The 22,405-nt window shown below is 64.2% G+C and carries 23 protein-coding genes; 3 read left to right on the top strand and 20 right to left on the bottom strand.

What is annotated here, in order from left to right; all coding sequences use genetic code 11:
* Nucleotides 1-6: 6 nt before the first annotated feature.
* From QCE62_RS29045 to QCE62_RS29035, 3 genes are all read right to left on the bottom strand, one after another.
* Nucleotides 7-780 (bottom strand): slipin family protein, encoded by a 774-nt coding sequence (locus QCE62_RS29045; RefSeq protein ID WP_309925901.1) that lies wholly within the window; start codon nucleotides 778-780, stop codon nucleotides 7-9.
* Between the two features lie 25 nt (nucleotides 781-805).
* Nucleotides 806-2,242: an NfeD family protein gene (locus QCE62_RS29040; protein WP_409017934.1), complete on the bottom strand. Its 1,437-nt coding sequence runs from the start codon at nucleotides 2,240-2,242 to the stop codon at nucleotides 806-808.
* 95 nt (nucleotides 2,243-2,337) lie between these two features.
* A complete protein-coding gene (locus QCE62_RS29035; protein ID WP_309925900.1) occupies nucleotides 2,338-2,835 on the bottom strand; it encodes a BON domain-containing protein in 498 nt (165 codons plus the stop codon).
* A 118-nt stretch (nucleotides 2,836-2,953) separates the two neighbouring features.
* Here QCE62_RS29035 and QCE62_RS29030 point away from each other — a divergent pair, with 118 nt between their 5' ends.
* Both QCE62_RS29030 and QCE62_RS29025 read left to right on the top strand, forming a co-directional pair.
* Nucleotides 2,954-3,373, top strand: a complete 420-nt coding sequence (locus QCE62_RS29030; RefSeq protein WP_309837700.1) for a secondary thiamine-phosphate synthase enzyme YjbQ — start codon at nucleotides 2,954-2,956, stop codon at nucleotides 3,371-3,373.
* Between the two features lie 37 nt (nucleotides 3,374-3,410).
* Entirely contained in the window at nucleotides 3,411-4,691 is a 1,281-nt protein-coding gene (locus QCE62_RS29025) for an aspartate carbamoyltransferase (RefSeq protein WP_309925898.1), read from the top strand.
* A 427-nt stretch (nucleotides 4,692-5,118) separates the two neighbouring features.
* Here the strand turns inward: QCE62_RS29025 and QCE62_RS29020 are convergent, their stop codons facing one another.
* The 7 genes from QCE62_RS29020 to QCE62_RS28990 all read right to left on the bottom strand — a co-directional run bounded on the left by QCE62_RS29020 (nucleotide 5,119) and on the right by QCE62_RS28990 (nucleotide 13,432).
* The gene (locus QCE62_RS29020) at nucleotides 5,119-5,370 is read right to left on the bottom strand and encodes a hypothetical protein (protein ID WP_309925896.1); all 252 of its coding nucleotides are present in this window, start codon (nucleotides 5,368-5,370) and stop codon (nucleotides 5,119-5,121) included.
* A 109-nt stretch (nucleotides 5,371-5,479) separates the two neighbouring features.
* Nucleotides 5,480-6,256 (bottom strand): CDP-diacylglycerol diphosphatase, encoded by a 777-nt coding sequence (locus tag QCE62_RS29015; protein ID WP_309925895.1) that lies wholly within the window; start codon nucleotides 6,254-6,256, stop codon nucleotides 5,480-5,482.
* 113 nt (nucleotides 6,257-6,369) lie between these two features.
* Nucleotides 6,370-7,824: a dihydropyrimidinase gene (gene hydA / locus QCE62_RS29010; RefSeq protein ID WP_309925893.1), complete on the bottom strand. Its 1,455-nt coding sequence runs from the start codon at nucleotides 7,822-7,824 to the stop codon at nucleotides 6,370-6,372.
* A 37-nt stretch (nucleotides 7,825-7,861) separates the two neighbouring features.
* Nucleotides 7,862-9,349 (bottom strand): NCS1 family nucleobase:cation symporter-1, encoded by a 1,488-nt coding sequence (locus QCE62_RS29005; RefSeq protein WP_309925891.1) that lies wholly within the window; start codon nucleotides 9,347-9,349, stop codon nucleotides 7,862-7,864.
* A gap of 58 nt (nucleotides 9,350-9,407) precedes the next feature.
* Nucleotides 9,408-10,694 (bottom strand): NAD-dependent dihydropyrimidine dehydrogenase subunit PreA, encoded by a 1,287-nt coding sequence (gene preA / locus QCE62_RS29000; protein ID WP_309925889.1) that lies wholly within the window; start codon nucleotides 10,692-10,694, stop codon nucleotides 9,408-9,410.
* A gap of 36 nt (nucleotides 10,695-10,730) precedes the next feature.
* A complete protein-coding gene (locus tag QCE62_RS28995) occupies nucleotides 10,731-12,065 on the bottom strand; it encodes an NAD(P)-dependent oxidoreductase (RefSeq protein WP_309925887.1) in 1,335 nt (444 codons plus the stop codon).
* A gap of 86 nt (nucleotides 12,066-12,151) precedes the next feature.
* A complete protein-coding gene (locus QCE62_RS28990; protein ID WP_309925884.1) occupies nucleotides 12,152-13,432 on the bottom strand; it encodes a Zn-dependent hydrolase in 1,281 nt (426 codons plus the stop codon).
* A gap of 340 nt (nucleotides 13,433-13,772) precedes the next feature.
* Here QCE62_RS28990 and QCE62_RS28985 point away from each other — a divergent pair, with 340 nt between their 5' ends.
* A complete protein-coding gene (locus QCE62_RS28985) occupies nucleotides 13,773-14,477 on the top strand; it encodes a TetR/AcrR family transcriptional regulator (protein ID WP_404987555.1) in 705 nt (234 codons plus the stop codon).
* Between the two features lie 245 nt (nucleotides 14,478-14,722).
* Here QCE62_RS28985 and QCE62_RS28980 read toward each other — a convergent pair whose 3' ends face one another.
* The 10 genes from QCE62_RS28980 to gsiD all read right to left on the bottom strand — a co-directional run bounded on the left by QCE62_RS28980 (nucleotide 14,723) and on the right by gsiD (nucleotide 22,401).
* Nucleotides 14,723-15,046 (bottom strand): DUF4148 domain-containing protein, encoded by a 324-nt coding sequence (locus QCE62_RS28980; protein WP_309927490.1) that lies wholly within the window; start codon nucleotides 15,044-15,046, stop codon nucleotides 14,723-14,725.
* A 331-nt stretch (nucleotides 15,047-15,377) separates the two neighbouring features.
* A complete protein-coding gene (locus QCE62_RS28975) occupies nucleotides 15,378-15,959 on the bottom strand; it encodes a HutD family protein (RefSeq protein WP_309927489.1) in 582 nt (193 codons plus the stop codon).
* A gap of 7 nt (nucleotides 15,960-15,966) precedes the next feature.
* A complete protein-coding gene (hutC, locus tag QCE62_RS28970) occupies nucleotides 15,967-16,662 on the bottom strand; it encodes a histidine utilization repressor (RefSeq protein ID WP_309925882.1) in 696 nt (231 codons plus the stop codon).
* Nucleotides 16,659-18,188: a histidine ammonia-lyase gene (gene hutH, locus QCE62_RS28965; protein WP_309925881.1), complete on the bottom strand. Its 1,530-nt coding sequence runs from the start codon at nucleotides 18,186-18,188 to the stop codon at nucleotides 16,659-16,661. The genes hutC and hutH overlap by 4 nt, the downstream gene beginning before the upstream one ends.
* 139 nt (nucleotides 18,189-18,327) lie before the next feature.
* Complete coding sequence (locus tag QCE62_RS28960) at nucleotides 18,328-18,801, bottom strand: GNAT family N-acetyltransferase (RefSeq protein ID WP_309925879.1); 474 nt, start codon at nucleotides 18,799-18,801, stop codon at nucleotides 18,328-18,330.
* 134 nt (nucleotides 18,802-18,935) lie between these two features.
* Nucleotides 18,936-19,313, bottom strand: a complete 378-nt coding sequence (gene crcB / locus QCE62_RS28955; RefSeq protein WP_309925878.1) for a fluoride efflux transporter CrcB — start codon at nucleotides 19,311-19,313, stop codon at nucleotides 18,936-18,938.
* A 55-nt stretch (nucleotides 19,314-19,368) separates the two neighbouring features.
* The gene (locus QCE62_RS28950) at nucleotides 19,369-19,587 is read right to left on the bottom strand and encodes a hypothetical protein (protein ID WP_309925876.1); all 219 of its coding nucleotides are present in this window, start codon (nucleotides 19,585-19,587) and stop codon (nucleotides 19,369-19,371) included.
* 86 nt (nucleotides 19,588-19,673) lie between these two features.
* Entirely contained in the window at nucleotides 19,674-20,498 is an 825-nt protein-coding gene (locus QCE62_RS28945; protein ID WP_309925874.1) for a M55 family metallopeptidase, read from the bottom strand.
* Nucleotides 20,495-21,514: a P1 family peptidase gene (locus tag QCE62_RS28940; RefSeq protein WP_309925872.1), complete on the bottom strand. Its 1,020-nt coding sequence runs from the start codon at nucleotides 21,512-21,514 to the stop codon at nucleotides 20,495-20,497. Before QCE62_RS28940 ends, QCE62_RS28945 begins: the two co-directional genes overlap by 4 nt.
* Complete coding sequence (gene gsiD / locus QCE62_RS28935; protein ID WP_309819600.1) at nucleotides 21,511-22,401, bottom strand: glutathione ABC transporter permease GsiD; 891 nt, start codon at nucleotides 22,399-22,401, stop codon at nucleotides 21,511-21,513. The genes QCE62_RS28940 and gsiD overlap by 4 nt, the downstream gene beginning before the upstream one ends.
* Between the last annotated feature and the right edge of the window lie 4 nt (nucleotides 22,402-22,405).

Below are 22,405 nucleotides of genomic sequence, written 5' to 3'. Positions count from 1 at the left end.
AGCGGCTCAGGGCGCGTTGTTCTTGCCGGTGAAGCGGTCGACGATCGCGCTGACGAGATCGACCGGCACCGGAAAGACGATCGTCGAATTCTTGTCGCCGGCGATCGTCGTCAGTGTCTGGAGATAACGCAGTTGCATCGCCTGCGGCGCCTGCGCGAGCATCTGCGCCGCCTGCAACAGCTTCTCGGAGGCCTGCAGTTCGCCTTCCGCATGGATGATCTTCGCGCGGCGCTCGCGTTCGGCCTCGGCCTGCCGGGCGATCGCGCGGATCATCGTCTCGTTGATGTCGACGTCCTTGATCTCCACGTTCGATACCTTGATGCCCCACGCGTCGGTCTGCGAATCGAGCACGCGCTGGATGTCGGCATTGAGACGCTCGCGCTCGGACAGCAGTTCATCCAGTTCGTGCTTGCCGAGAATCGCGCGCAACGTGGTTTGCGCGAGTTGACTCGTTGCGTCAAGAAAGCGCGCAACCTGGATCACTGCCTTCTCCGGATCGACGACCCGGAAGTACACCACCGCATTCACCTTCACGGAGACGTTGTCGCGCGTGATGACGTCCTGCGGCGGCACGTCGAACACCACGGTGCGCAAGTCCATGCGCACGACCTGCTGCACCACGGGAATGATCAGCACGAGGCCCGGCCCCTTGACCTTCCAGAAGCGCCCGAGCATGAAGACGACGCCGCGCTCGTACTCGCGGAAGATGCGCACCGCCGACGCCAGGATAAAGACGACAAGGGCAATCAGAATGCCGCTGAAACCGAAGGTAAGCCCCATTTCGCGAGCCTCGCTGTAAAGGTGTTCATGGATGACCGGCTTTGATCGCTTCGTGCGCTTTGATCGCTTCGTGCGCTTCAAGCGCTTCGACCGTCAGCGTCAGTCCCTGGCGTGAGATCACGCGTACGCGCGCGCCTTCGGCCGGCAGCGCCTGCGCGTCGCCGGTGCGCACGCGCCAGCGCTCGCCGTGTACGCGCGCCCAGCCGCTGCCGGGCGCTGCGCCGTCGCTCGGCAGCATCACGCCGATGCTGCCGGTCATCGCCTCCGCGCCGCTCACGACCGGCCGCCTGCGCGCTTTCAACGCGACGCCGCCCACGACGAACACGAACAACGCCGTAAAGAGCGCAAGGCCGATCACGAGACCCAACGGAATGCCGAAGCCGGGCACGTCGGTATCGATCAGCATCAGCGCGCCGATGGCAAACGCGACAATGCCGCCGATCCCGAGCGCGCCGAAGGTCGGCAGGAACATCTCGGCGATCAGGCAGCCGAGGCCGAACACGACGAGTCCCAGTCCGACATAGCTGACCGGCAGGAGTTGCAGCGCAAACAGTCCGATGAGCAGACAGATCGCGCCCGCAACGCCCGGCAGCACCATGCCCGGATTGGCGAATTCGAAGAACAGGCCGTAGAGGCCGATCATCATCAGAATGAGCGCGACGCTCGGGTCCGTGATGGTCGCGAGAAAGCGGCTGCGCCAGTCCGGTTCCAGCGTCTCGACGGACGCGCCGCGTGTGGCGAGCACATGTTCTCCGGCGACGGTTCGAACGTGGCGGCCGTCGAGCTTCGTGAGCAGATCGGGGATATCGGCGGCGTTCAGGTCGACCACGTGCTGGGCGAGCGCCTCGTCCGCCGAGAGCGCCACGGCCTCGCGCACGGCGCGTTCGGCCCATTGCGCATTGCGCCCGCGCAGCTGGGCGAGGCCGCGAATATAGGCAGCGGCGTCCTGCATTTGCTTGCGGGTTTCCGTCGATTGGGAATCTGTTTTGGAATCGGTTGCCGATGCTTCCTTGCCCGCGCGCGACGGCTCGCCTCCCGTGCCGCCGATGCCGAGCTGCACCGGCGACGCCGCGCCGAGCGTCGTGCCGGGCGCCATCGCCGCGATATGGCTGGCATAGGCGATGTAGGTGCCGGCGCTCGCGGCGCGTGCGCCGCTCGGTGCGATGAACACGGCCACCGGCACCGGCGACGCGAGCATGGCCTGGATGATCGAGCGCATCGACAGGTCGAGGCCGCCGGGCGTGTCCAGTTGCAGCACCGCGAGCTGTGCATGCCCGGCGGCGGCACGAGCCAGCGCGCGCACGACGAAATCGGCGCTCGCCGGGCCGATGGCCCCCTTCAGCGGAATCACGACGACCGGCGCCGGCGCCGCGTGTGCGGACGCCGTCACGACCAACGCAACCAGCGCGACCAGCCACAGCCGGACGCAGGTCCGCATGCAGTCAACGAGTTTCTTCGTCATGGGCTGACACCGCCAGCGCGCACGCCGCTGCGGTCCTCCTCATGCTGCCGTGTTGTCTTCGCTTCAAGCTTAGAGCAAACGGATGCGCCGCGCGTTCACTGCCGAACCGTGATCCGGTCGATGACCTTGTCGACATCGGCCGTCTCGCCGAGTGCCGAGATAAAACGGCTTTTGTCGAAATCGCGCGGGACGCAGCCATCGACGTAAATGAAGCGACGCTGGATGGTCAGCCACAGCGTGGTCTTCTCGCGCCACTGGAACGACGCATTCAGCGCGTTGAGGCGCCGCGTCACACTCGCCGCGATCTCCTGGTCGTAGTCGTAGCTGTTCGAGAGACGGCAACGGCCCGCGAGCCAGCAGCTATTGCCGCGCTCGATGCGGTAGTGCGCCTCGTCCAGCCACTCCTGCTCGGTCTCGAACGGTCCAGGCGGTGCGATGCAACCGGGCAGCGCGCTCGACACCTGAATGAAAGGATCGTGGCCGCGGTTTTCACGGGCTTCGTCGGCGTGGGCGAACGTGGACACGATCAGCGCGACGGCCAGCACCGTGCGTACGCGCGGGAGCGTTCTTGAGCTGGGGAGCGCTGCGCACATCGTGACGCCCTTCATCGAGCCGGGATTCGAACAGCATAGTTCATTGCCCCGGCACGAACCGCTCGCGTTCAAGCCGATACACTGAACATCCCGACGCACTTTTCGCACCGAGACCGACATGAAACAGGCACTGCACCATCTGACGGTCGCGACAGGCTCGCGTGGCCTGCACGAAGTCACCCGCGATATCGACCGCTGGATCGACCTTCAGGACATCCGCACCGGCTTGCTGACACTGTTCTGCCGGCATACGTCGGCTTCGCTGCTGATCCAGGAAAACGCCGATCCGGACGTGCGCGTGGATCTGGAGCGCTATTTCGAAACCGTTGCTCCCGAGGCGCCCGGCCGCTACGTGCATGACGCCGAGGGCCCCGACGACATGCCGGCGCATCTGCGCACGGCGCTGACGACCGTGCAGCTTTCGATTCCCGTCGAGGCCGGACGCATGGTCCTGGGCACGTGGCAAGGCATCTATGTCTTCGAGCACCGCACGGCGGAGCATCAGCGCGAACTGGTGTTGCATCTGATTGGCGAGTGATCTACTATACGCACCGCGTATATTTTGGAGCAGCGCCATGTCCCATCTTCAGCAGCAGACCATTCTTCGCGACGCCATGCGCCGTCTGAACATGACCCGCGATGCTTTTGCCGGACGCATTGGCGTGACGCGGCGCGCGCTGGACACCTGGCTCCTGCCGGACGAGTCGCCGGAATCCCGCGCGATGCCGGAAATCGCGGCACGCTACGTCGCCGAGATTCTCAGCAGCATGCCGCAGAACGGCGAATATACGCAAAGCGCACATTCGGACATCGAGTTCGAGGGACGGCCGCAATTGCTGTCCATCGACCAGTTCTCGCGCGAATCGGCCGAGGCGCTGTTCCGCACGGCCGACATGATGCAGCCCATCGCGCGTCGCAAAAAGATCACGCGGGTTCTCGAAGGTGCGGTGCTGGCCAATCTGTTTTTCGAGGCCAGCACGCGTACGCGCGTGAGTTTCGGCGCGGCGTTCGCGCGGCTGGGCGGCTCGGTCTGCGATACCACGGGCTTCACGTTTTCGTCGATGGCCAAGGGCGAATCGATCTACGATACGAGCCGCGTGATCAGCGGTTACGCGGACGCGATTGTCGTGCGGCATCCGGAACAGGGCTCAGTCGCCGAGTTCGCGCGCGCGACGAACATTCCCGTCATCAACGCCGGCGACGGACCGGGAGAACATCCGAGCCAGGCGCTGCTCGATCTCTATACGATCCAGCGCGAGTTCTCGCGGCTCGGCAAGATAGTCGATGGCGCGCATATCGCGATGGTCGGCGATCTCAAGTACGGCCGCACCGTGCATTCCCTCGCCAAGCTGCTCTCGCTCTACAAGGGGCTCAAATTCACGCTCGTCTCGCCGGGATCGCTGGAGATGCCGGCGCATATCATCGACCGTCTTGCACGCAACGATCATGTGATCGAACAGACCAGCGATTTGCGCGCCGGGCTGGCTGGCGCGGACGTGGTGTATGCAACGCGCATTCAAAAAGAGCGATTCGCCGATGAGTCCATCGAAGGCTATACGCCCGACTTCCAGATCAATCAGGCACTCGTCGATGCGGTATGCGGCCGCGACACGCTCATCATGCATCCGCTGCCGCGCGACAGCCGGCCGGGCGCGAATGATCTCGCGACGGACCTGAACCACGACTCGCGCCTCGCGATCTTCCGGCAGACCGATAACGGCATTGCGGTGCGCATGGCGATTTTCGCGGTGCTGCTGGGCGTCGAACATCAGGTGCGTCATTCGATGCGCGATGCCGCGTGGAAGTCGCCTGTTTCTATTGGCCCGGACGATGCCGTGTTTCAAGGGTTTGATTGATGGGTCGCGCGCCGCACGTGATGGCCCAAGGGCTAGTGACGTGCGGCGGGGTTGCGGCTATGCATCGCGCTATCGGTCACCTGCCTTTCGGCGTTCCTCCTCATAGATGGCGTAGGGCTTGAGTTGTTTGAGCTCTTCGTCGGTCAGTTCCCAGGTGTCCGGGTCTAATCCTATGCCTCGGTTGATTTCCTCGTTTTCCTCGGGCGTTGGGCGGATGATTTCGCTAAGCTTCCTTCGCATACTTTTCGATCCTTCTAGCGTTTGCCCGGCGCAGACCGATCACGCGCCGCGACTTGAATCTTCCGCGCAAACCATGCGAAGCACACGCCTGCGGACAGGCTTCCAGGATTTGATCGCGTTATTTCACGCGCCGCAAACAACGCTTTGAAGACGATAGAGTGCGGCGCGGTCACGGTAACCCACGTCACTACCGCTGACCAGCCCTCCGGCGCTCCTCCTCATAAATGGCGTAGGGCTTGAGGCGCTTGAAAACTTTGTCGGTCAACTCCCAGGTGTCCGGGTCCAACGCTATGCCGCGGTTGATTGCTTCGTCTTCTTCGTCCGTGGGATAGATGAAAACTTTGGGTGTTCGTTTCTGTTCCATTACTCTTTCTTTTAGCCAGGTTACGGTACAGTTGATCGCGTCCTTCAACGGGTCAAACGTGATATCCGAATGCATTCATTGTGGTTCCCGGAAGATGAAGTAACAACCCGCGAAATCTCCGAATTCGCAACCGCCTGATACGAATCCTCGCGAGATCCCGCGTCACTTCATTCTTCTGCAACCCTCAGGGTTTCTCTATAGACCGATCGGCCAGCGAGCACGTGTGATCCTGAAGCTCCTCCGACGAAGCCCAGTCGCCCGCCTGCACATGATCGTTGAGCAGATAGAAAGCAGCCGTCCCGTCGCCGCGCACCGCGCCCACCAGCAGCAGCGTCTGCTGGCCCATCGTCTGTCCGCGTTGCGCGGCATACGGCGCGAGCAGCTTGAACGGATCCGTGTGCGACAAATCAGCGTCGTCGATGCGCATCGCGCTGTAGACGTGCCCACGGAACCGCACCGGCAGCGGCGCCCATTCCGTGCCAATACGCGGCCCGACCTCACGCAGCGTTTGCGCGACATCGGCGGCGAGGCAATCGATATGGATATGCAATTGATTCTGCGTGCGCCCGCTCGCGGAGTTGATCGCAAGCGACACTTCATCGCGCGGCAAGGTGCGATGCAGCTTGCGGTCGACGTACCCGCGCGCGTTCCAGGCATCGCGAAAGTAATTGGGTGAATCCGGTGCCAGCAGCGCGGGACTTTCGATACCGGAGACGCGCGCCGTCGGAATCAGCAGATATTGCGCGACGCCCACAAGATCCTTCAGCACCGCATAACCTTCCGGCAGATTTACGTCTGCGCACTTCTGCTTCACCGGCGCGCCTTCGGCGGCCGGCTCGCAATAATCGTGGACGATGTCCCACAATGCGTTCGGGTTCGCCACGCATGCGAGCGGCAACGCGAGCGCAACTGCGACGCCGCACAGCGCCACAAGGCGCCCCATTCCCTGAACAATCTTCATCGGCATGATCCGGCAGTGTGAGAAAGTCACCAGCCTGCCGGATTATGCTTGCGAGCGCGTGAAAGAGCGTGAAACCGCATCTGCAAAAACAGCCACGCCACGCAGCGGCTGCCTCAGACCCGCTCCACCGGATGCGGCTCCTTCAACCGGTTCGCCACCCGAGCCGCCTCGAAGTAAGACCCATTCGGCGGACGCTTCAGATACTGCCCCGCGCCGCGCTCCGCGCGCAACTCGCCGTCCGTCCAGACAAGCGCGCCCCGCGAAAGCGTGCTGGTCGCGACGCCCTGCACCGTCATCCCCTCGAAGACATTGAAGTCCACGTTCTGATGATGCGTCTTCACGGAGATGGTGCGCGTCGCGTTTGGATCCCAGACGACCAGATCCGCGTCCGCCCCCACCTGCACCGCGCCCTTGCGCGGATACAGATTGAAGATCTGCGCCGCATTGGTCGAGGTCACGCGCACGAATTCGTTCGGCGTCAGGCGGCCCATGTTGACGCCGTGGTGCCACAGCACCGACATCCGGTCTTCCACGCCGCCGCAGCCGTTTGGAATGCGCGTGAAGTCCTCGCGGCCCATCGCCTTCTGCGACGCGCAGAACACGCAATGATCCGTCGCCGTGGTGTGCAATTGGCCCGATTGCAAGCCGCGCCACAAGGCCTCGCGATGTTCGGCCGACCGGAACGGCGGGCTCATCACGTGCGCGGCGGCACGCGTCCAGTCCGGATCGCGATAAACGGATTCATCGATCACCAGATGTCCCGGCAGCACCTCGCCAAACACGCGCAGGCCGTCGTTGCGCGCCTTAGCGATGACCTCGACGGCATCCTTCGCCGACACATGCACGATGTACAGCGGCACGCCGAGCACCTGCGCAATGCGGATCGCGCGGTTGGCGGCCTCACCCTCCACTTCCGGCGGACGCGACAGCGGATGCGCCTCCGGTCCGCGAAAGCCCTTGGCCAGCAACTGCTTCTGCAGCTGGAATACGAGTTCGCCGTTCTCGGCATGCACCGTCGGCAACGCGCCGAGTTCGAGCGAGCGCGTGAAGCTGTTCACCAGCACTTCGTCGTCGGCCATGATGGCGTTCTTGTACGCCATGAAATGCTTGAAGCTCGACACCCCATGTTCCTGCACGAGCAAACCCATGTCGCGGTGCACGGACTCGTCCCACCACGTCACCGCGACGTGAAAGCCATAATCCGCCGACGCCTTCTCGGCCCAGCCGCGCCACTCCTTGAACGCGTCCATCAGCGGCTGTTTCGGGCTCGGAATCACGAAGTCGATGATGCTCGTCGTGCCGCCCGACAAACCCGCCGCCGTGCCGGTGTAGAAGTCGTCGCTGGCGGTCGTGCCCATGAAGGGCAGTTCCATGTGCGTATGCGGATCGATGCCGCCGGGCATCACGTACTGCCCGCCCGCATCGACCGTCTGCGTGCCGGCGGGCGCGTCGAGATCCGTGCCGATGGCGAGTATCGCGCCGCCGGCCTGCCGGTCCGCGCACAGCACGTCGGCGCGCCAGGTGCGGTCCGCATCGATGATGGTACCGCCGCGAATCAGGATAGGCATGAGTCGTCCTCCAGAAAGCAATCCGATAATGAGCCGTTCAGGCGCTGAGTACGCCGGCGCGCGGCGAGCCGCGCAGTTTCATCCACGATCCATAGACCAGCGCCGCCAGCACGAGGCCCACGAACCACGCATACGTGTAGAGCGTATTGAAGAAAGCCGGTACACCCGGGAACGAGGCTGGAAACGCGGTGTGCAGGAAGCCCGGCAAGTTGGGCAGCACGCCGACCAGCAACGCAACCACGGCGGCCACGTTCCAGCCGTTGCTATACGAGTACTGGCCGTGCTCGTCGAAGAGTTCGCGCTGATCGAGCCGCGTGCCGCGAATCAGGAAATAGTCGACCATCAGGATGCCCGCCACCGGTCCGAGCAAGGCCGAATAGCCGACCAGCCAGGTGAAAATATAGCCCTGCGTGGTCGCGAGGATCTTCCACGGCATCATCACGATGGCGATGGTCGCCGTGATCATGCCGCCCGCCCGGTACGAAATGCCCTTCGGCCACAGGCTCGAAAAGTCATAGGCCGGTCCGACGAGATTGGCCGCGAGATTGCAGCACATGGTATCGAGCGTGAGAATCAGCAGCGCGACACCCACGCCGATGCCCGTCATGCGGCTCGTCAGGTCAATCGGGTCCCAGATGGCGTGGCCGTAGATCACGACCGTCGCCGAGGTCACGACCACCGAGATCACGGAGAGCAAGGCCATCGGCACGGGCAGTCCGATCGACTGGCCGATCACCTGATCACGCTGCGTGCGGGCGAAACGCGTGAAGTCGGGAATGTTGAGCGCGAGCGTCGCCCAGAAGCCGACCATCGCCGTGAGTCCCGGCCAGAAGGTCGCCCAGAACAACCCTTCCTTCTTGCCGCCCGCCGCGAACTGCGACGGCGCCGACAGCATCGAACCCAGTCCGCCCGCCTTCGAAGTCGCCCACCACACGAGCGCGATGCACATCACGACCTTGATCGGCGCCGACCAGCTTTCGAGCCAGCGGATCGAATCCGTGCCATGCCAGATGAAGTACAGCTGCAAGGCCCAGAACACGAGGAAGCACGCCAGCTGTCCGAGCGAGATGTCGATGAGCGGCAGCGCGGCGCCGTGCAGCGCGTTGCCGGTGAGGATGTTCAACAGCGTGTAGATCGCGCTGCCGCCCAGCCAGGTCTGGATGCCGTACCAGCCGCACGCGACCACCGCCCGCAGCAGAGCGGGCAGCTTCGCGCCCTGCGTGCCGAACGACGAACGCACGAGCACCGCATAAGGAATGCCGTGCTTCGCGCCCGCATGGCCGATCAACAGCATCGGCGCGAGCACGATCAGGTTGCCGAGCAGCACGGTCAGCACCGCCTGCCACGGCGACATGCCCTGCTCCGTGAGACCTGCCGCGAGCATGTACGACGCGATGTTCATCACCATGCCGACCCACAGCGCCGCGAAGTGATACCACTTCCAGGTTCGCTGCGCGGGGCCGGTGGGCGCGAGATCGTCGTTGTACAGGCTGCTGGCCTCGACGTCGTGCGCTGTCTGCTTCATCGGATGCACTCCGGTTGATGTGTCCAGGAAACGATGGATGCGGAACGCTAAGCCTCGCTCAAGCTGCCTTCACGGACTCTTCGTCGGTCACGCGCGCCGGATTGTTCGGGTGCGTGGTCCAGTTCGCGTACTCGCCGGCATCGACGCGTTCCATCGTGATGCACTGCTCGACCGGGCACACATGCATGCACAGGTTGCAGCCGACACATTCCGCATCGACCACTTCGAAATGACGCTTGCCGTCCTTCTGCGCAAGAATGGCCTGATGCGATGTGTCCTCGCACGCGATATGACACAGCCCGCACTGAATGCACTTGTCCTGATCGATGCGCGCCTTGATGTCGTACTTGAGGTTGAGGTATTTCCAGTCGGTGACGTTGGGCACGGCGCGGCCGCGAATGTCGTCGAGCGTCGCATAGCCTTTTTCGTCCATCCAGTTCGAGAGGCCATCCGCGAGATCGCTGACGATGCGAAAGCCGTAGTGCATCGCCGCCGTGCAGACCTGCACGCTGCCCGCGCCCAGCACCATGAACTCGGCCGCGTCGCGCCACGACGAGATACCGCCGATGCCCGAGATCGGCAGGTTCGGCGTCTCCGGATCCCGTGCGATTTCCGCGACCATGTTCAGCGCGATCGGCTTCACGGCCGGGCCGCAGTAGCCGCCGTGCGTGCCGCGGCCATCGACGGTGGGCATCGGCGCCATCTCGTCGAGATCGACGGCCACGATCGAGTTGATCGTGTTGATCAGCGACACGCCGTCCGCGCCGCCCTTGAACGCGGCGCGCGAGCCCATGCGGATGTCGCTGATGTTGGGCGTCAGCTTGACGAGGCACGGCAGCTTCGTGCCCTCCTTCACCCAGCGCGTGACCATCTCCACATATTCGGGCACCTGTCCCACAGCCGCGCCCATGCCGCGCTCGCTCATGCCGTGCGGACAGCCGAAGTTCAGTTCGACCGCATTGGCGCCCGTGTCCTCGACCTGCGTCAGGATCCACTTCCAGTCGCGTTCGTTGCACGGCACCATCAGCGACACGATCAGCGCGCGATCGGGCCAGTCGCGCTTCACCTGTTCGATCTCGCGCAGGTTGATGTCGAGCGGCCGGTCGGTAATCAGCTCGATGTTGTTCAGCCCCGCGATACGCTGGCCGTTCCATTGCACCGCGCCGTAGCGCGAACTCACGTTGACGACGTGCGGGTCCAGTCCCAGCGTCTTCCAGACCACGCCGCCCCAGCCCGCCTCGAAGGCGCGGTTGACGTTATAGGCCTTGTCGGTGGGCGGCGCGGAGGCCAGCCAGAAGGGATTCGGCGAAGTGATGCCGGCGATGTTGCAAGTCAGGTCAGCCATGTTCGTTGGATTCCTTCCAGGGATTCACGCAGGGATTCACGCAGCCTTGATGGCGGTCAGTTCGAACGATGCATCGATGGACGCCGCCGCGATCTTGCCGTCCTGCACGGCCTGCACGGTGAGATCGAGTCCTTCATGGGTCGCGCAGTCGCCGCCCGCCCAGACTTTCGCGAGGGTCGTCTGACGGTTCTCGTCCGTGACGATGCGTCCGCCATCCAGCGTCAGCAGTTCGCGCGCAACGCCCACCGGCACGAGCGTCTGACCGATCGCCTTCAGCACCATGTCGGCCTCGATCACGAAGCGCTCCGCGTCGCGCTCGAACTCCACGCCGCTCACCTGGCCGTCCATGCCGAGCAGCCGTACGGGCTTCGCATGCGTGACGATCGTGACGCCGTTGGTTTGCGCGAACTCGCGCTCCGCCCACGTTGCGCTCATGTTGTCGACGCCGCGCCGGTAAGCCATCGTCACGCTGGTCGCGCCGAGCTTGCGGCTCTGCACGCAGGCATCCACGGCCGTATTGCCGCCGCCGATCACAACGACACGCCGCCCCACCGGCACGCTCGCGAGTTCATCGGCCTGACGCACCTGCTCGATGAAATCCACCGCGTTCATCACGCCGCCGAGCGTCTCGCCTTCGAGCGCCAGCTCACGCACGCCCGCCAGCCCGAAGCCGATGAACACCGCGTCGTATTGCGTGCGCAGTTCGTCGAGCGTGACATCGCGGCCGAGCGCCATGCCCGTCCTGATCTCGATGCCGCCAATCGAATGCAGCCATTCGATCTCGCGTTGCGCATAGTCTTCGACCGTCTTGTACGCCGCGATGCCGTATTCGTTGAGGCCGCCCGGTTTGTCGCGCGCATCGAAGATCACCGCGCGATGACCCGCCAGCGCGAGCCGGTACGCGCACGCGAGCCCCGCCGGACCCGCGCCGACGACCGCCACGCGCCGGCCCGTCTCCGGCGCGCGCGCGAACAAGGGCTCGCCCCGGGCCATTGCGCGGTCGGTGGCGTGACGCTGCAATGCGCCGATCGCCACCGGCTGGTCGCCCGGATGATTGCGTACGCAACTACCTTCGCAAAGAATCTCCGTCGGGCAGACGCGCGCACACATGCCGCCGAGCGGATTGGCGGAGAGAATGTCCACAGCGGCGCCCTTCAGGTTGCCGTTGCCGATCTTGCGAATGAAGCCGGGAATGTCGATTTGCGTGGGACAGGCCTGGATGCACGGCGCGTCGTAGCAGTAAAAGCAGCGGCTCGCCGCAGCGGCCGCGGCGGTGGCGTCGAGCAAGGGCGCGACATCCGCGAATTCGCAGGCGAGCTGTTCCGGTGCAAGGCGTCCGGTCGCAATGTCGCCGATGGTTTTCATGGTCATACACGTTCCTCGATGAAGGCGTGACGATGCCTTCCGTCCGCGTTTGGGGTCGCGGACGGATTGATTTGCGATGACAAAAGCGTTGCTTAAGAGGCGGGTTCCGACGCGCGTTCGAGCATCGCGTGCAGGAGCACGTTGGCGCCCGACTCGATCCACTCCTGCGTCGCGTCTTCGATTTCGTTATGACTGATGCCGTCCACGCACGGCACGAACACCATCGATGTCGGTGCGACCCGCGCGAGATAGCACGCGTCGTGGCCCGCGCCCGACACCATGTCGCGATGCGAATAGCCGAAGCGCTGCGCCGCCGCGCGGACGGACGCGACACACGCGGCATCGAACTTGACGGGCTCGTAGTAGAAGATCTGCTCGAGTTCGGTCTGCAAGCCGATCTCGCCTGCAATGCGCTCGACGCCTTCGCGCAGCGCCGCATCCATGCGGGCGAGCACGGCGTCGTCGGGATGACGGAAGTCCACCGTGAAGAACACGCGACCCGGGATCACATTGCGTGAATTCGGATGCACCTGCAGCATGCCGACCGTCGCGCAGGCAAGCGGCGCATGGTCGAGGCCGATGCGGTTCACCAGATCCACCACGCGCGCGGCGCCGAGCAAGGCGTCCTTGCGGCGCGGCATCGGCGTGGGGCCCGCGTGCGCTTCCTGACCCGTCAGCGTGATCTCATACCAGCGCTGACCCTGCGCATCGGTCACGACGCCGATCGTCTTGTTTTCGGCTTCGAGTATCGGTCCCTGCTCGATGTGCAGTTCGAATGCCGCATGCAGCTTGCGCCCGCCGCATGGCTGATCGCCCGCATAGCCAATGCGCTTCAGTTCCTCGCCGATCGTCTTGCCGTCGGTGTCCTTGCGCGACAGGCCATAGTCGAGCGTGAAGGCGCCTGCGAAGACGCCGGACGCCACCATCGCCGGGGCGAAGCGCGAGCCTTCCTCGTTGGTCCAGATGACGACTTCGATCGGATGTTCGGTCTCGATGCCGCGATCGTTCAGCGAGCGGATCACTTCCAGTCCGCCGAGCACGCCATAGATGCCGTCAAAGCGGCCGCCGGTGGGCTGCGAATCGGCGTGTGAGCCGGTCATCACGGGCAAGGCGTCGAGGTTGCGGCCGGCGCGCCGCATGAACACGTTGCCCATCTGATCGACCCTCACCGTGCAGCCCGCTTCCTTCGCCCAGGAAACGATGAGATCGCGGCCTTCCCGGTCGAGGTCGGTCAGCGCCAGGCGGCACACGCCGCCTTTGGGCGTGGCGCCGATCTTCGCCATCGTCATGAGACTGTTCCACAGTCTCTCGCCGTTGACCTTGATGGATGTGTCGAGACCAGCCTCTCGAAGTGAATCCGTGACAGCGTTCATGCGGCGCGCTCCTTACTATCGGCCTTCGTCTGTGGGAACCGCGCTCGTGCATGCCGCACAGTGGCGGTGCACAAGTCTGTTCTGCGATGCATGCTGCAAGCGGTGTGCTTCTTTTCGATCGGAGCACTTGTCGAATCCTGTCCGGTTGGACAGGTTGTAGCCGATTAAAATAAGCAAATCAACGTCTTTCGTGCGCAGGCGTACCAAGCGATTTGCATGCCATTGCTGTGCAGCATCGATGTGGCATGGCTCAGGCGGCGCTTTCGTCGCGATGCAGCGCGGCGTGCATGAACGGCGCAATTGAGGCACGATGCGGCACACACGAGCTCGACAATCGACGATGAGACACGACGACGCGGCACACGGCATCACCGGAAGCGAGGCCGAGACGCCCCCCTTGCGGCGGCGCAAGGCGCAGATCCGCGAGAGCAACGAGGCGCAGTTGCTGGCCTGCGCGGAAGAGGTATTTGCGGAAAAGGGACTCGAAGGCGCGAGCACCGCGATGATCGCCGAGCGCGCCGGCCTGCCCAAGGCCAACCTGCATTACTACTTTCCGACCAAGCTGGCGCTGTACCGCCGGGTGCTCGAAGACCTGTTCGAAGACTGGCATCGCGCGGCGGACACGTTCGAATGCAGCGATGATCCGGTGGAAGCGATTGGCGGCTATGTCCGCGCGAAGATGGAGCTGTCGCGACGCAGGCCGCTCGGCTCGAAGGTGTGGGCGAGCGAGATCATCCACGGCGCCCATCACATGCAGGACATTCTCAACGAGCGCGTGAAGCCTTGGCTCGACACGCGCGTGAAGGTGATCGACGGCTGGGTCGCGCGCGGCCTGCTCGCGCCGGTCGAGGCGGATACCTTCATGTTCATGATCTGGGCGATTACCCAGCATTACGCCGACTTCGATGCACAGATCCGCGCGCTCAAGGGCAAACGTGCGCTGACGCGCAAGGCCTTCGATGCGCAGACGGAGGAAGTGGTCAGGCTCGTGATTCGCGCATGCGGCGCGGTGTCGCCTGGCAATGCAGACGCAGTCGAGAAATAAAAAAAACGCCGGTCGCTCTGTAGCGGCCGGCGTTCCGGTACTGCGTGATGCTTACTGCTTGCAGCGGTAATGCTTCACTGCCTACTGCATTTCTCGCAAATACTGCTGGTAATGCCACTGCTCTTGGTTTCTGAGACTGCAACTACAACGTCAACTGCTTCTTCACCTTCAACTGCCACCTCAGTTGCTACATCAACTGCACCTGCTCTTCAACGCTGCTGTCCCGGCGCATCCGCCGGGTCGAATCAGTGACCGAAGTAGACCGAGTTGCGATCCGACATCGACACATTGGCGCGCGCTGCACCGTTCGCAGCACCCGACTGCGAGGTACCTGCGGTCGAAGCGCCATAAGCCGTCTGGCCGTCTTCGGCGTTCACGCGGGCTTGTGCTGCTTGCAGTTGCTGCGGATAGTTCACGCGGTCTTGCGACGGGTTGTAGCCGGCCTTTTCCAGTTGAACCAGTTCGGCGCGGACTTGAGCGCGGGTCACCGGCGCATTGCTTTGTGCAAACGCGAAGCTCGGAGCAGCAAGAGCAGTGGCGATGACGAGCGCGGGAACGAATGCCTTGATCATGATGAACCTCCAGATTGTCTTGTTTTGAAATCGAAACCGAATCGGAAGCTAATTAAGTCGTTTCAGATTTGTTTCGCTTGAAGACAGTGTAGGAGGCATGCAACCTAGGGGAAACCCCGATTTCAACGAAACTTATTTGTTCTTATTGCAATAATGCGTTTCTTCAGGTTAGAACGCCGACGGCAGCCCAAGTCGTGCCGGCCCGCTCCATCTTATTGATTTCAATGTGTTTTTTAAGAAATAAGCCGTGCCTTGCCCGCTATCCCGCGGCAACGACGCGAAAACGTCATTGCGCATAGGCCAGCCAATCGCCATCTTCCTGACAGCTTCAACTGGCCTTCGCGCGATCCCGATTCAAGTCGATACCGATATGCAGCCACCCCGCCTCGTCCTGCGCGATGCACGCTGCCGGTTGATCGAGCCGCATCGTGTCGCCTGAATGAAGCGTGAGACAAGCGCCATCGGCAAGCGCCATGTCGATCTGTCCGCTCACGCAAAAGACGAACGTCACATCATGCCCACACTCGATCGCATGCGTGCCCCGACGGGCCTCGACAGTCGCGCGCGCGAGATCGCGACGCACCATCACGTTGAAATCGCGCGTCGGACCGTCGATCAGCGTCGCCTGAATCGCTGTCTCGCCCGCAAAGCGCGCCATGGCCAGCGGCCGGTCGAGCACATGCATCGCACCGCCCGCTTCCGCGAGCCGCATGCCTGCGCCATCGAGCAGCACGAGCACCCGATCGACGCCCGCAAACGAAGAGAACGCGCCATCCAGCGCCACATCCGCGAGCGAAAGACGCCACGCGAACCCATCCAGCGACGCGCCCTGCGGCCCCGTCGCGATTTCGCGCGTCATCCCGCCGCCGTTCTTCCACGGCTGCGGCACGAGCGAAGCTGCACGAATCATCATGAATTCAGAAGTGTCCGGTGAACTGATAGCGGTCGCCGGGATGCCAGAGGTTGGCCACGGACGCCACTGCGTCGCGCGACCAGGTGCGCCGGTGCAGCAGCAAACAAGGCGCGTGCTCTTTCATCGCGAGCGCAAGCCGGATCTCCGCCGACGGCACCGACGCCTCGATCCGATACTCCACGCGCTGCAACGGCGCCGCGCTCATCAGGTACTGGTTAGGCGTGATCGTCGTAAAGTCCTGACGCGCATATTCCGGCGCAAGCACGGGATTCACGTAACGTTCTTCGAGCTGCACGGGCTCGTCGTTTTCAAGATGCAGCACGCGCGAATGGAACACCGGACTGCCGAGCGCAAGCTGCATCTCGGCGGCCAGTTGTTCGTCGACGATGGACGCCCCCAGATGCAGCACCTGCGCACGATACGCATGCCCGCGCGCGGCAATCTCGTCCGAGATGCTGCGGATTTCCACGAGCGTCGACGCATATTTCGGCTGCGCGACGAAGGTGCCCGCGCCTTGCACGCGCGTGAGAACCTGCTCGGCGGTCAGCTCGCGCAGCGCACGGTTGACGGTCATGCGCGCCACCTTGAACTCCCGCGCGAGCTCGTTCTCGGAGGGCACCTGATCGCCCTCGCGCCACTCGCCCACATGGATGCGCCGGAGAATGTAGTCCTTGATCTCCTGATACGCAGGCGTGCTCATGCCACCTGTTCCGACGCGAACGCAAACGGGCTGTGCCGTGCAATCGCGCCCTGCTGCACGAGCGTGGCGATCGCCGCGATGTCCGGCGCGAAATAACGGTCGAGATCGTAATGCGGCACGTGTGCGCGCAAGGTCTCCATGACTTCGAGCAATGGCGCGCTGGTGCGATGCGGCGCGCGCAGATCGACGCCCTGCGCCGCGGCCAGCAGTTCGATGGCGAGGATGTTGGCCGTGTTGCTGGCGATATCGCCGAGCTTGCGCGCGGCGAAGGTAGCCATCGAGACGTGGTCTTCCTGGTTGGCGGAAGTCGGCAGCGAATCGACCGATGCCGGATGGGCCAGCGTCTTGTTCTCCGACGCCAGCGCCGCCGCCGTCACGTGCGCGATCATGAAGCCCGAGTTGACGCCGCCGTCGCGGACCAGGAACGGCGGCAGCCCGGAGAGCGTGGCGTCGATCAGCAGCGCGATGCGACGTTCCGCCAGCGCGCCGATTTCAGCGGCGGCGAGCGCGAGATTGTCGGCGGCGAAGGCGACCGGCTCCGCGTGAAAGTTGCCGCCCGAGAGGACTTCCCCGGTGTCGGGGAAGATCAGCGGATTGTCCGAGACCGCATTCGATTCGATCAGCAGCACTTCGGCCGCATGCCGCATCTGGTCGAGACACGCGCCCATCACCTGCGGCTGGCAGCGCAGGCTGTACGGGTCCTGCACCTTCTCGCAGTCCGCGTGCGACAGATTGATGCCCGAGCCCTTCAGCAGCGTCCGATACGCCGACGCCGCCTCGATCTGCCCGCGATGCCCGCGCAGTTCATGAATGCGCGCATCGAACGGCACGACCGAACCCGCCGCCGCATCCACCGACAGCGCGCCCGCGACCAGTCCGGTGCGGAACAGGTCCTCGATCGCGAACAGGTTATGCAGCGCGAGCGCCGCCGACGCCTGCGTGCCGTTGAGCAGCGCGAGGCCTTCCTTCGCCTGCAGCGTCAATGGCTTGAGACCGGCGGCCGCAAGACCGTCGGCGGCCTGGGCGCGCTCGCCGCGGATCGTCACTTCGCCGAGCCCGAGCAGGGCCGTCGACATATGCGCGAGCGGCGCGAGATCGCCCGATGCGCCGACCGAGCCCTTCACCGGAATGACCGGCAGGACGTCGGCGTTGAACAGCGTGACGAGCGCCTCGATGACCTCGCGGCGGATCCCCGAATGCCCGCGCCCGAGACTCGACAGCTTGAGCGCCATCAGGAGGCGCACGACGGGACGCGACATTGGCTCGCCGACGCCCACCGCATGCGACAGCACCAGATTCTTCTGCAGCAGTTCGAGCTGATCGGCGGGGATATGCGTGTTGGCGAGCCGCCCGAAGCCCGTATTGATGCCGTAGGCCGGATCGCCCTTTGCGGCGATCGCCGCGACGGCGCGCGCGCTGGCATCGATGGCGCCGAAGCTCGCGGGATCGAGCTGGAGCGTGTCCGAGCCGCGCGCGATGCGGCGCAATTGTGGCAAGGTCAACTGGCCGGGCGTGAGCATCATCATGATTCGTCCTGTCTATACAAGTTGGGCTCAAGTCTAAACGCAGCACGAGCCCGCGACAAGATCGAAACACAGGACATGCGGGATTCCACCAATCCTGCGGCAAGCGGAATCCGCATGTTGTCTATACATTTTCAGTCAGTCAAAGCACTTTTTCCATGACGTACTGGATGAAGCGCTCATCGCGCACGACCACGGCGCGCGCCAGCAGCATCGTGAAGCCGCAATATTCGAAGAACGGCTTCGCCGTGATGCTGGAATAGGTGTGCAGGCAGGTGATGCCGCACTCGTCGGCCTCGGCCTCGATCCGCGCGAGCAGCGAGGTCCCGACGCTTTGGCGCTGATATTTCGGATGGACGAACATCATGTCGATCAGGCCGTTCTTTTCCAGATCCGCGAATCCGGCGATGTCGCCATCGACCAGCGCCACCCAGGTCGGCCGGCTCGCGCGGGCGAGTTCCCATTCGTCGCGATCGACTTGCACCCATGCGTCGATTTGCGCCTGGTTGTAATCGGCCGAGGCTGTTTCGCGGATCGAATGCTGGAACAGCTCGATCACCGCCGATAGGTCACTCGGCTGATAGGGCCAGACTTCGATGAGCGGGAACCCTGCCATATCTTTACCTTCCTGCTTTCAAGAGTAAAAAAATCATTGCGTCAGCTGCATGCGCGGCCGGCGTGGAGACGCGGCGCGCAAACGTTTGACCTGATGCGTGTGAGAGGACGGCGACGGTATTGACACGCGTCGTGTCAGGTGGCCACGGCGACCGTCGCGATGCCGAGCGCGGTCATGAGCAGCGAGGCGCCCACGTGCAGGGCGATCTCGGTGAATGCCCAGCCGAGCCGTCCTTGCTGAAGATGCGCGACCACTTCGGCGGAAAACGACGAGAACGTCGAAAGTCCGCCCATCAGCCCGGTGATGATGAAGAGCCGCCATTCCACCGGGATATCGGGGAAGCGCGCGAAGACCGCGACTGCCACGCCGATGATGTAGCCCGCGATGACGTTGGCCGCGAACGTGCCGAGCGGCAGGTTCGGAAAGACGGCGTTGAGACGCAGGCTCAAGACCCACCTGAGCAGCGACCCCAGGCCGCCGCCGATTCCCACGGCGATGATCGACAGATACATGTCAGTTGAACCGCTTCGATGTTGTTTGGATGGTGCGATGGCTGCGCGGGCAGACTCATGCCGCGCCGGCAAGCCGCCCGATCAGCGCGTCCCGGCTCGGCTCGACGATCCATCCGTCGCGGTGCCGCACGTGCGCGGCCCACGTGCCGTCGCGCCGCTGTTCCCAACTGCCGGCGTCATGACCGTCGATGAACAGCGAGCCGCGCGCCGCGACCTGGGGCGCGGCGGGATCGAGGGTTTCGTCGTCGTTGTGTTCGAGCTTCACGTCGTGCATGAGGGTCGCCTGCGATGTGCGTCAAGGGTAGCCAGTCCTACGGCGGGCTCCATTCTAGCGACAGACCACCCGATCCGTTAAGGCGCTTAACGTAACATGAAGGACATTGCCGAAAGGCAATTTAATGTGCGCACCACATGTTCGATGCAGGGCGCATCGAAAGCGAGCGTGACGGCATCGATGCGTTCGAGCGCAGGCCACTGGCCGAAGAGATCGGCGTAGGCGCTGCTCTGCGCGCGCAGTTCACAGCGATGCTCAGCGCGTGAAAGCTTGGGCATCCGATCAAGCGAAGCCGCGCCCTCGATAGTCTCGCGCGCCGCGAGCTGGATCGCCTCGCAGGCGGCTGTGGGCGTTTCAGTCACGCCGCTCGAATAGCCGTGCGCGGTCTTGACGCACAGGAAGCGCGCGCCGGGAAACACCGGCAGCGTTTCGGCGCCGAATACGTCGTCGCCGGTGAGCAGCGCGACACGTGCGCCGCGTTCCTCGGCGAGCCGGCCATACAGGCCCGCTTCGCCGGTTTCCTCGCCGTCGAGCGTGACGCGCGCGAACGCCGCGCTGTTAATGGTGTGCGCGAGAATGCCGCGGCTTTGCGCACGCGCGTGATAGCCGATCATGAACACCACATCGGGCGTGGCTTCGAGACCCGCCATCATGCCGAGCGTACGCGGCTTGCCGAGCACGAGGCGCACGCGCGGATCGAACAGGTCGGGCAGCAGATTGCGAAAGCCGCCATGCGAATCGTTGATCCATACCTGCGTCGCGCCGCCTTCGAACGCGCCGAGCGCGGCCGCGTTGGCCTCGCGGGACATCCAGCGGCGCGCCTGCTCGTACTCGCCGTTGCCGGCGCGCACCTGCTCCGGATGGAACACGCCCGCGATGCCTTCGATATCCGTCGAAATAAGGACTTTCATGTTCGCGCCTGCAAAGCTTCGTTGAGCGAGACACGCCGATGGCCGTCGCGCCCGGTGACCGTCTGCGCACTGAACAGCGCGTCGAGAATGGCTTGTTCGATGCTGTCGGCGGCGGCCTGGAACAGCGGGTCGAGCGCGGCGTCGGCGAGCAGCGGCGGCACGTTCACGTAAGCGGCGTCGTGTGGCACGGTATAAGCCGTCGAGAAGGCCAGCGCGATGTCGCCGCTGCCATGTCCATAAACCGAACCGGTGCGCGCGAGGCCCGCCGCCGCGCGCTGCGCGAGCCGCCGCAACTGGCGCGCATCGAGCGGCGCGTCGGTGGCGACGAGCATGATGATCGAGCCCTGCTCGGGCTGTGCTTTCGCATCGCCGTGCAACTCGCGGCCGAGCGCCACACCGTCGATGGTCAGTTGCGGCAAGCGGCCGAAATTGGCGAGCACGAGCGCACCGGTCGTGTAATCGCTTGCCTCGACGCGCGCCACGCGCGACGCCGTGCCGATGCCGCCCTTCAGTTCGAAGCACGACATGCCGCGCCCCGCGCCCACCGCGCCGCGCTCGAACGTGGCGCTGCAGGCATCGAGCGCGCTGCCGTAATGCGCTTCGTCCACGGCAAGCGCCTGCAAGTCGTTGAGATAGCTGTCGTTGCATTCGAGCACGAGCGGATTGACGCTCGGCTCCTCGCGCCCGATGCGCGGATTCGCGCGAATCGCCGCGCGAATCTGCGCATTCGCGACCGTGCCGACGCCGAACGTGTTGGTCAGCGCGATGGGCGTTTCGAGCACGCCGAGTTCTTCCACCTGAACGAGCCCGATGCTCTTGCCGAAGCCATTGATGACGCAGACGCCGGCGGGCGTCTTCGCGCGGTACGGATCGCCGGGATGGGTACGCAATACCGTGACGCCGGTCTGGATCGCGCCTTGATCGAGCGTGCAATGACCGACGCTCACGCCGGCGACATCCGTGATGCTGCCGCGCGCGCCCGCCCGCAACCTGCCGATATGCGGTACCTGCATCATGGCCGGTCGAGCTTCGGATCGAGCGCGTCGCGCAGGCCGTCGCCGAGCAGGTTGAAGGCGAGCACCGTGAAGAAGATGGCCAGGCTCGGGAAGATCGCGACGTGCGGCGCCATGGCCATGTCGGCGCGTGCTTCGTTGAGCATCGCGCCCCACTCGGGCGTCGGCGGCTGCGCGCCGAGGCCGAGGAACGACAGGCTGGCGGCAGTGATGATCGACGTGCCGATGCGCATCGTGAAGTACACGACCACCGATGAAATCGTGCCCGGCAGGATGTGCCGCGCGAGAATCGTCCAGTCCGACGCGCCGATGCTCCGCGCCGCCTCGATGTAAGTCAGATGCTTGAGCGCGAGCGTGTTGCCGCGCACCAGCCGCGCGAACGCGGGAATGCTGAAGATCGCGACCGCGCACACCACGTTCACCATGCCGTTGCCGAGAATCGCGACGACGCCGATGGCAAGCAGAATGCCCGGAAACGCGAACAGCACGTCGGCGACGCGCATGACGATGCGGTCCCACCAGCCTTCGTAGTAACCGGCGAGCAGCCCGAAGAAGGTGCCGATGACCGCGCCGATCACGACCGACAGCAAGCCTGCCGTCAACGAGATGCGGCTGCCGACGAGGATCCGGCTCAAAATATCGCGCCCGAGCGAATCGACGCCGAGCCAGTGCGCCGCCGAAGGACCCGCGTTGAGCGCGTCGTAGTCGAAGTAGTTCTCCGGATCATAGGGCGCGATATACGGCGCGATGATCGCGATCACCACCAGCAGCAACACGAACCCCGCCGCGATCAATGCAACATGCTGCCGTTTGAACTTGCGCCAGAATTCGCGCCACGGCGTGCGGATCTCCTGCGCGGCATTCACTGCGCTTTCTGCGGTCGCGCTCATGCGG

This window comes from Caballeronia sp. LZ033 (genome assembly GCF_031451265.1).
Classification (GTDB): Bacteria; Pseudomonadota; Gammaproteobacteria; order Burkholderiales; family Burkholderiaceae; genus Caballeronia.
This window is presented reverse-complemented; position numbering and strand designations above follow the sequence as displayed.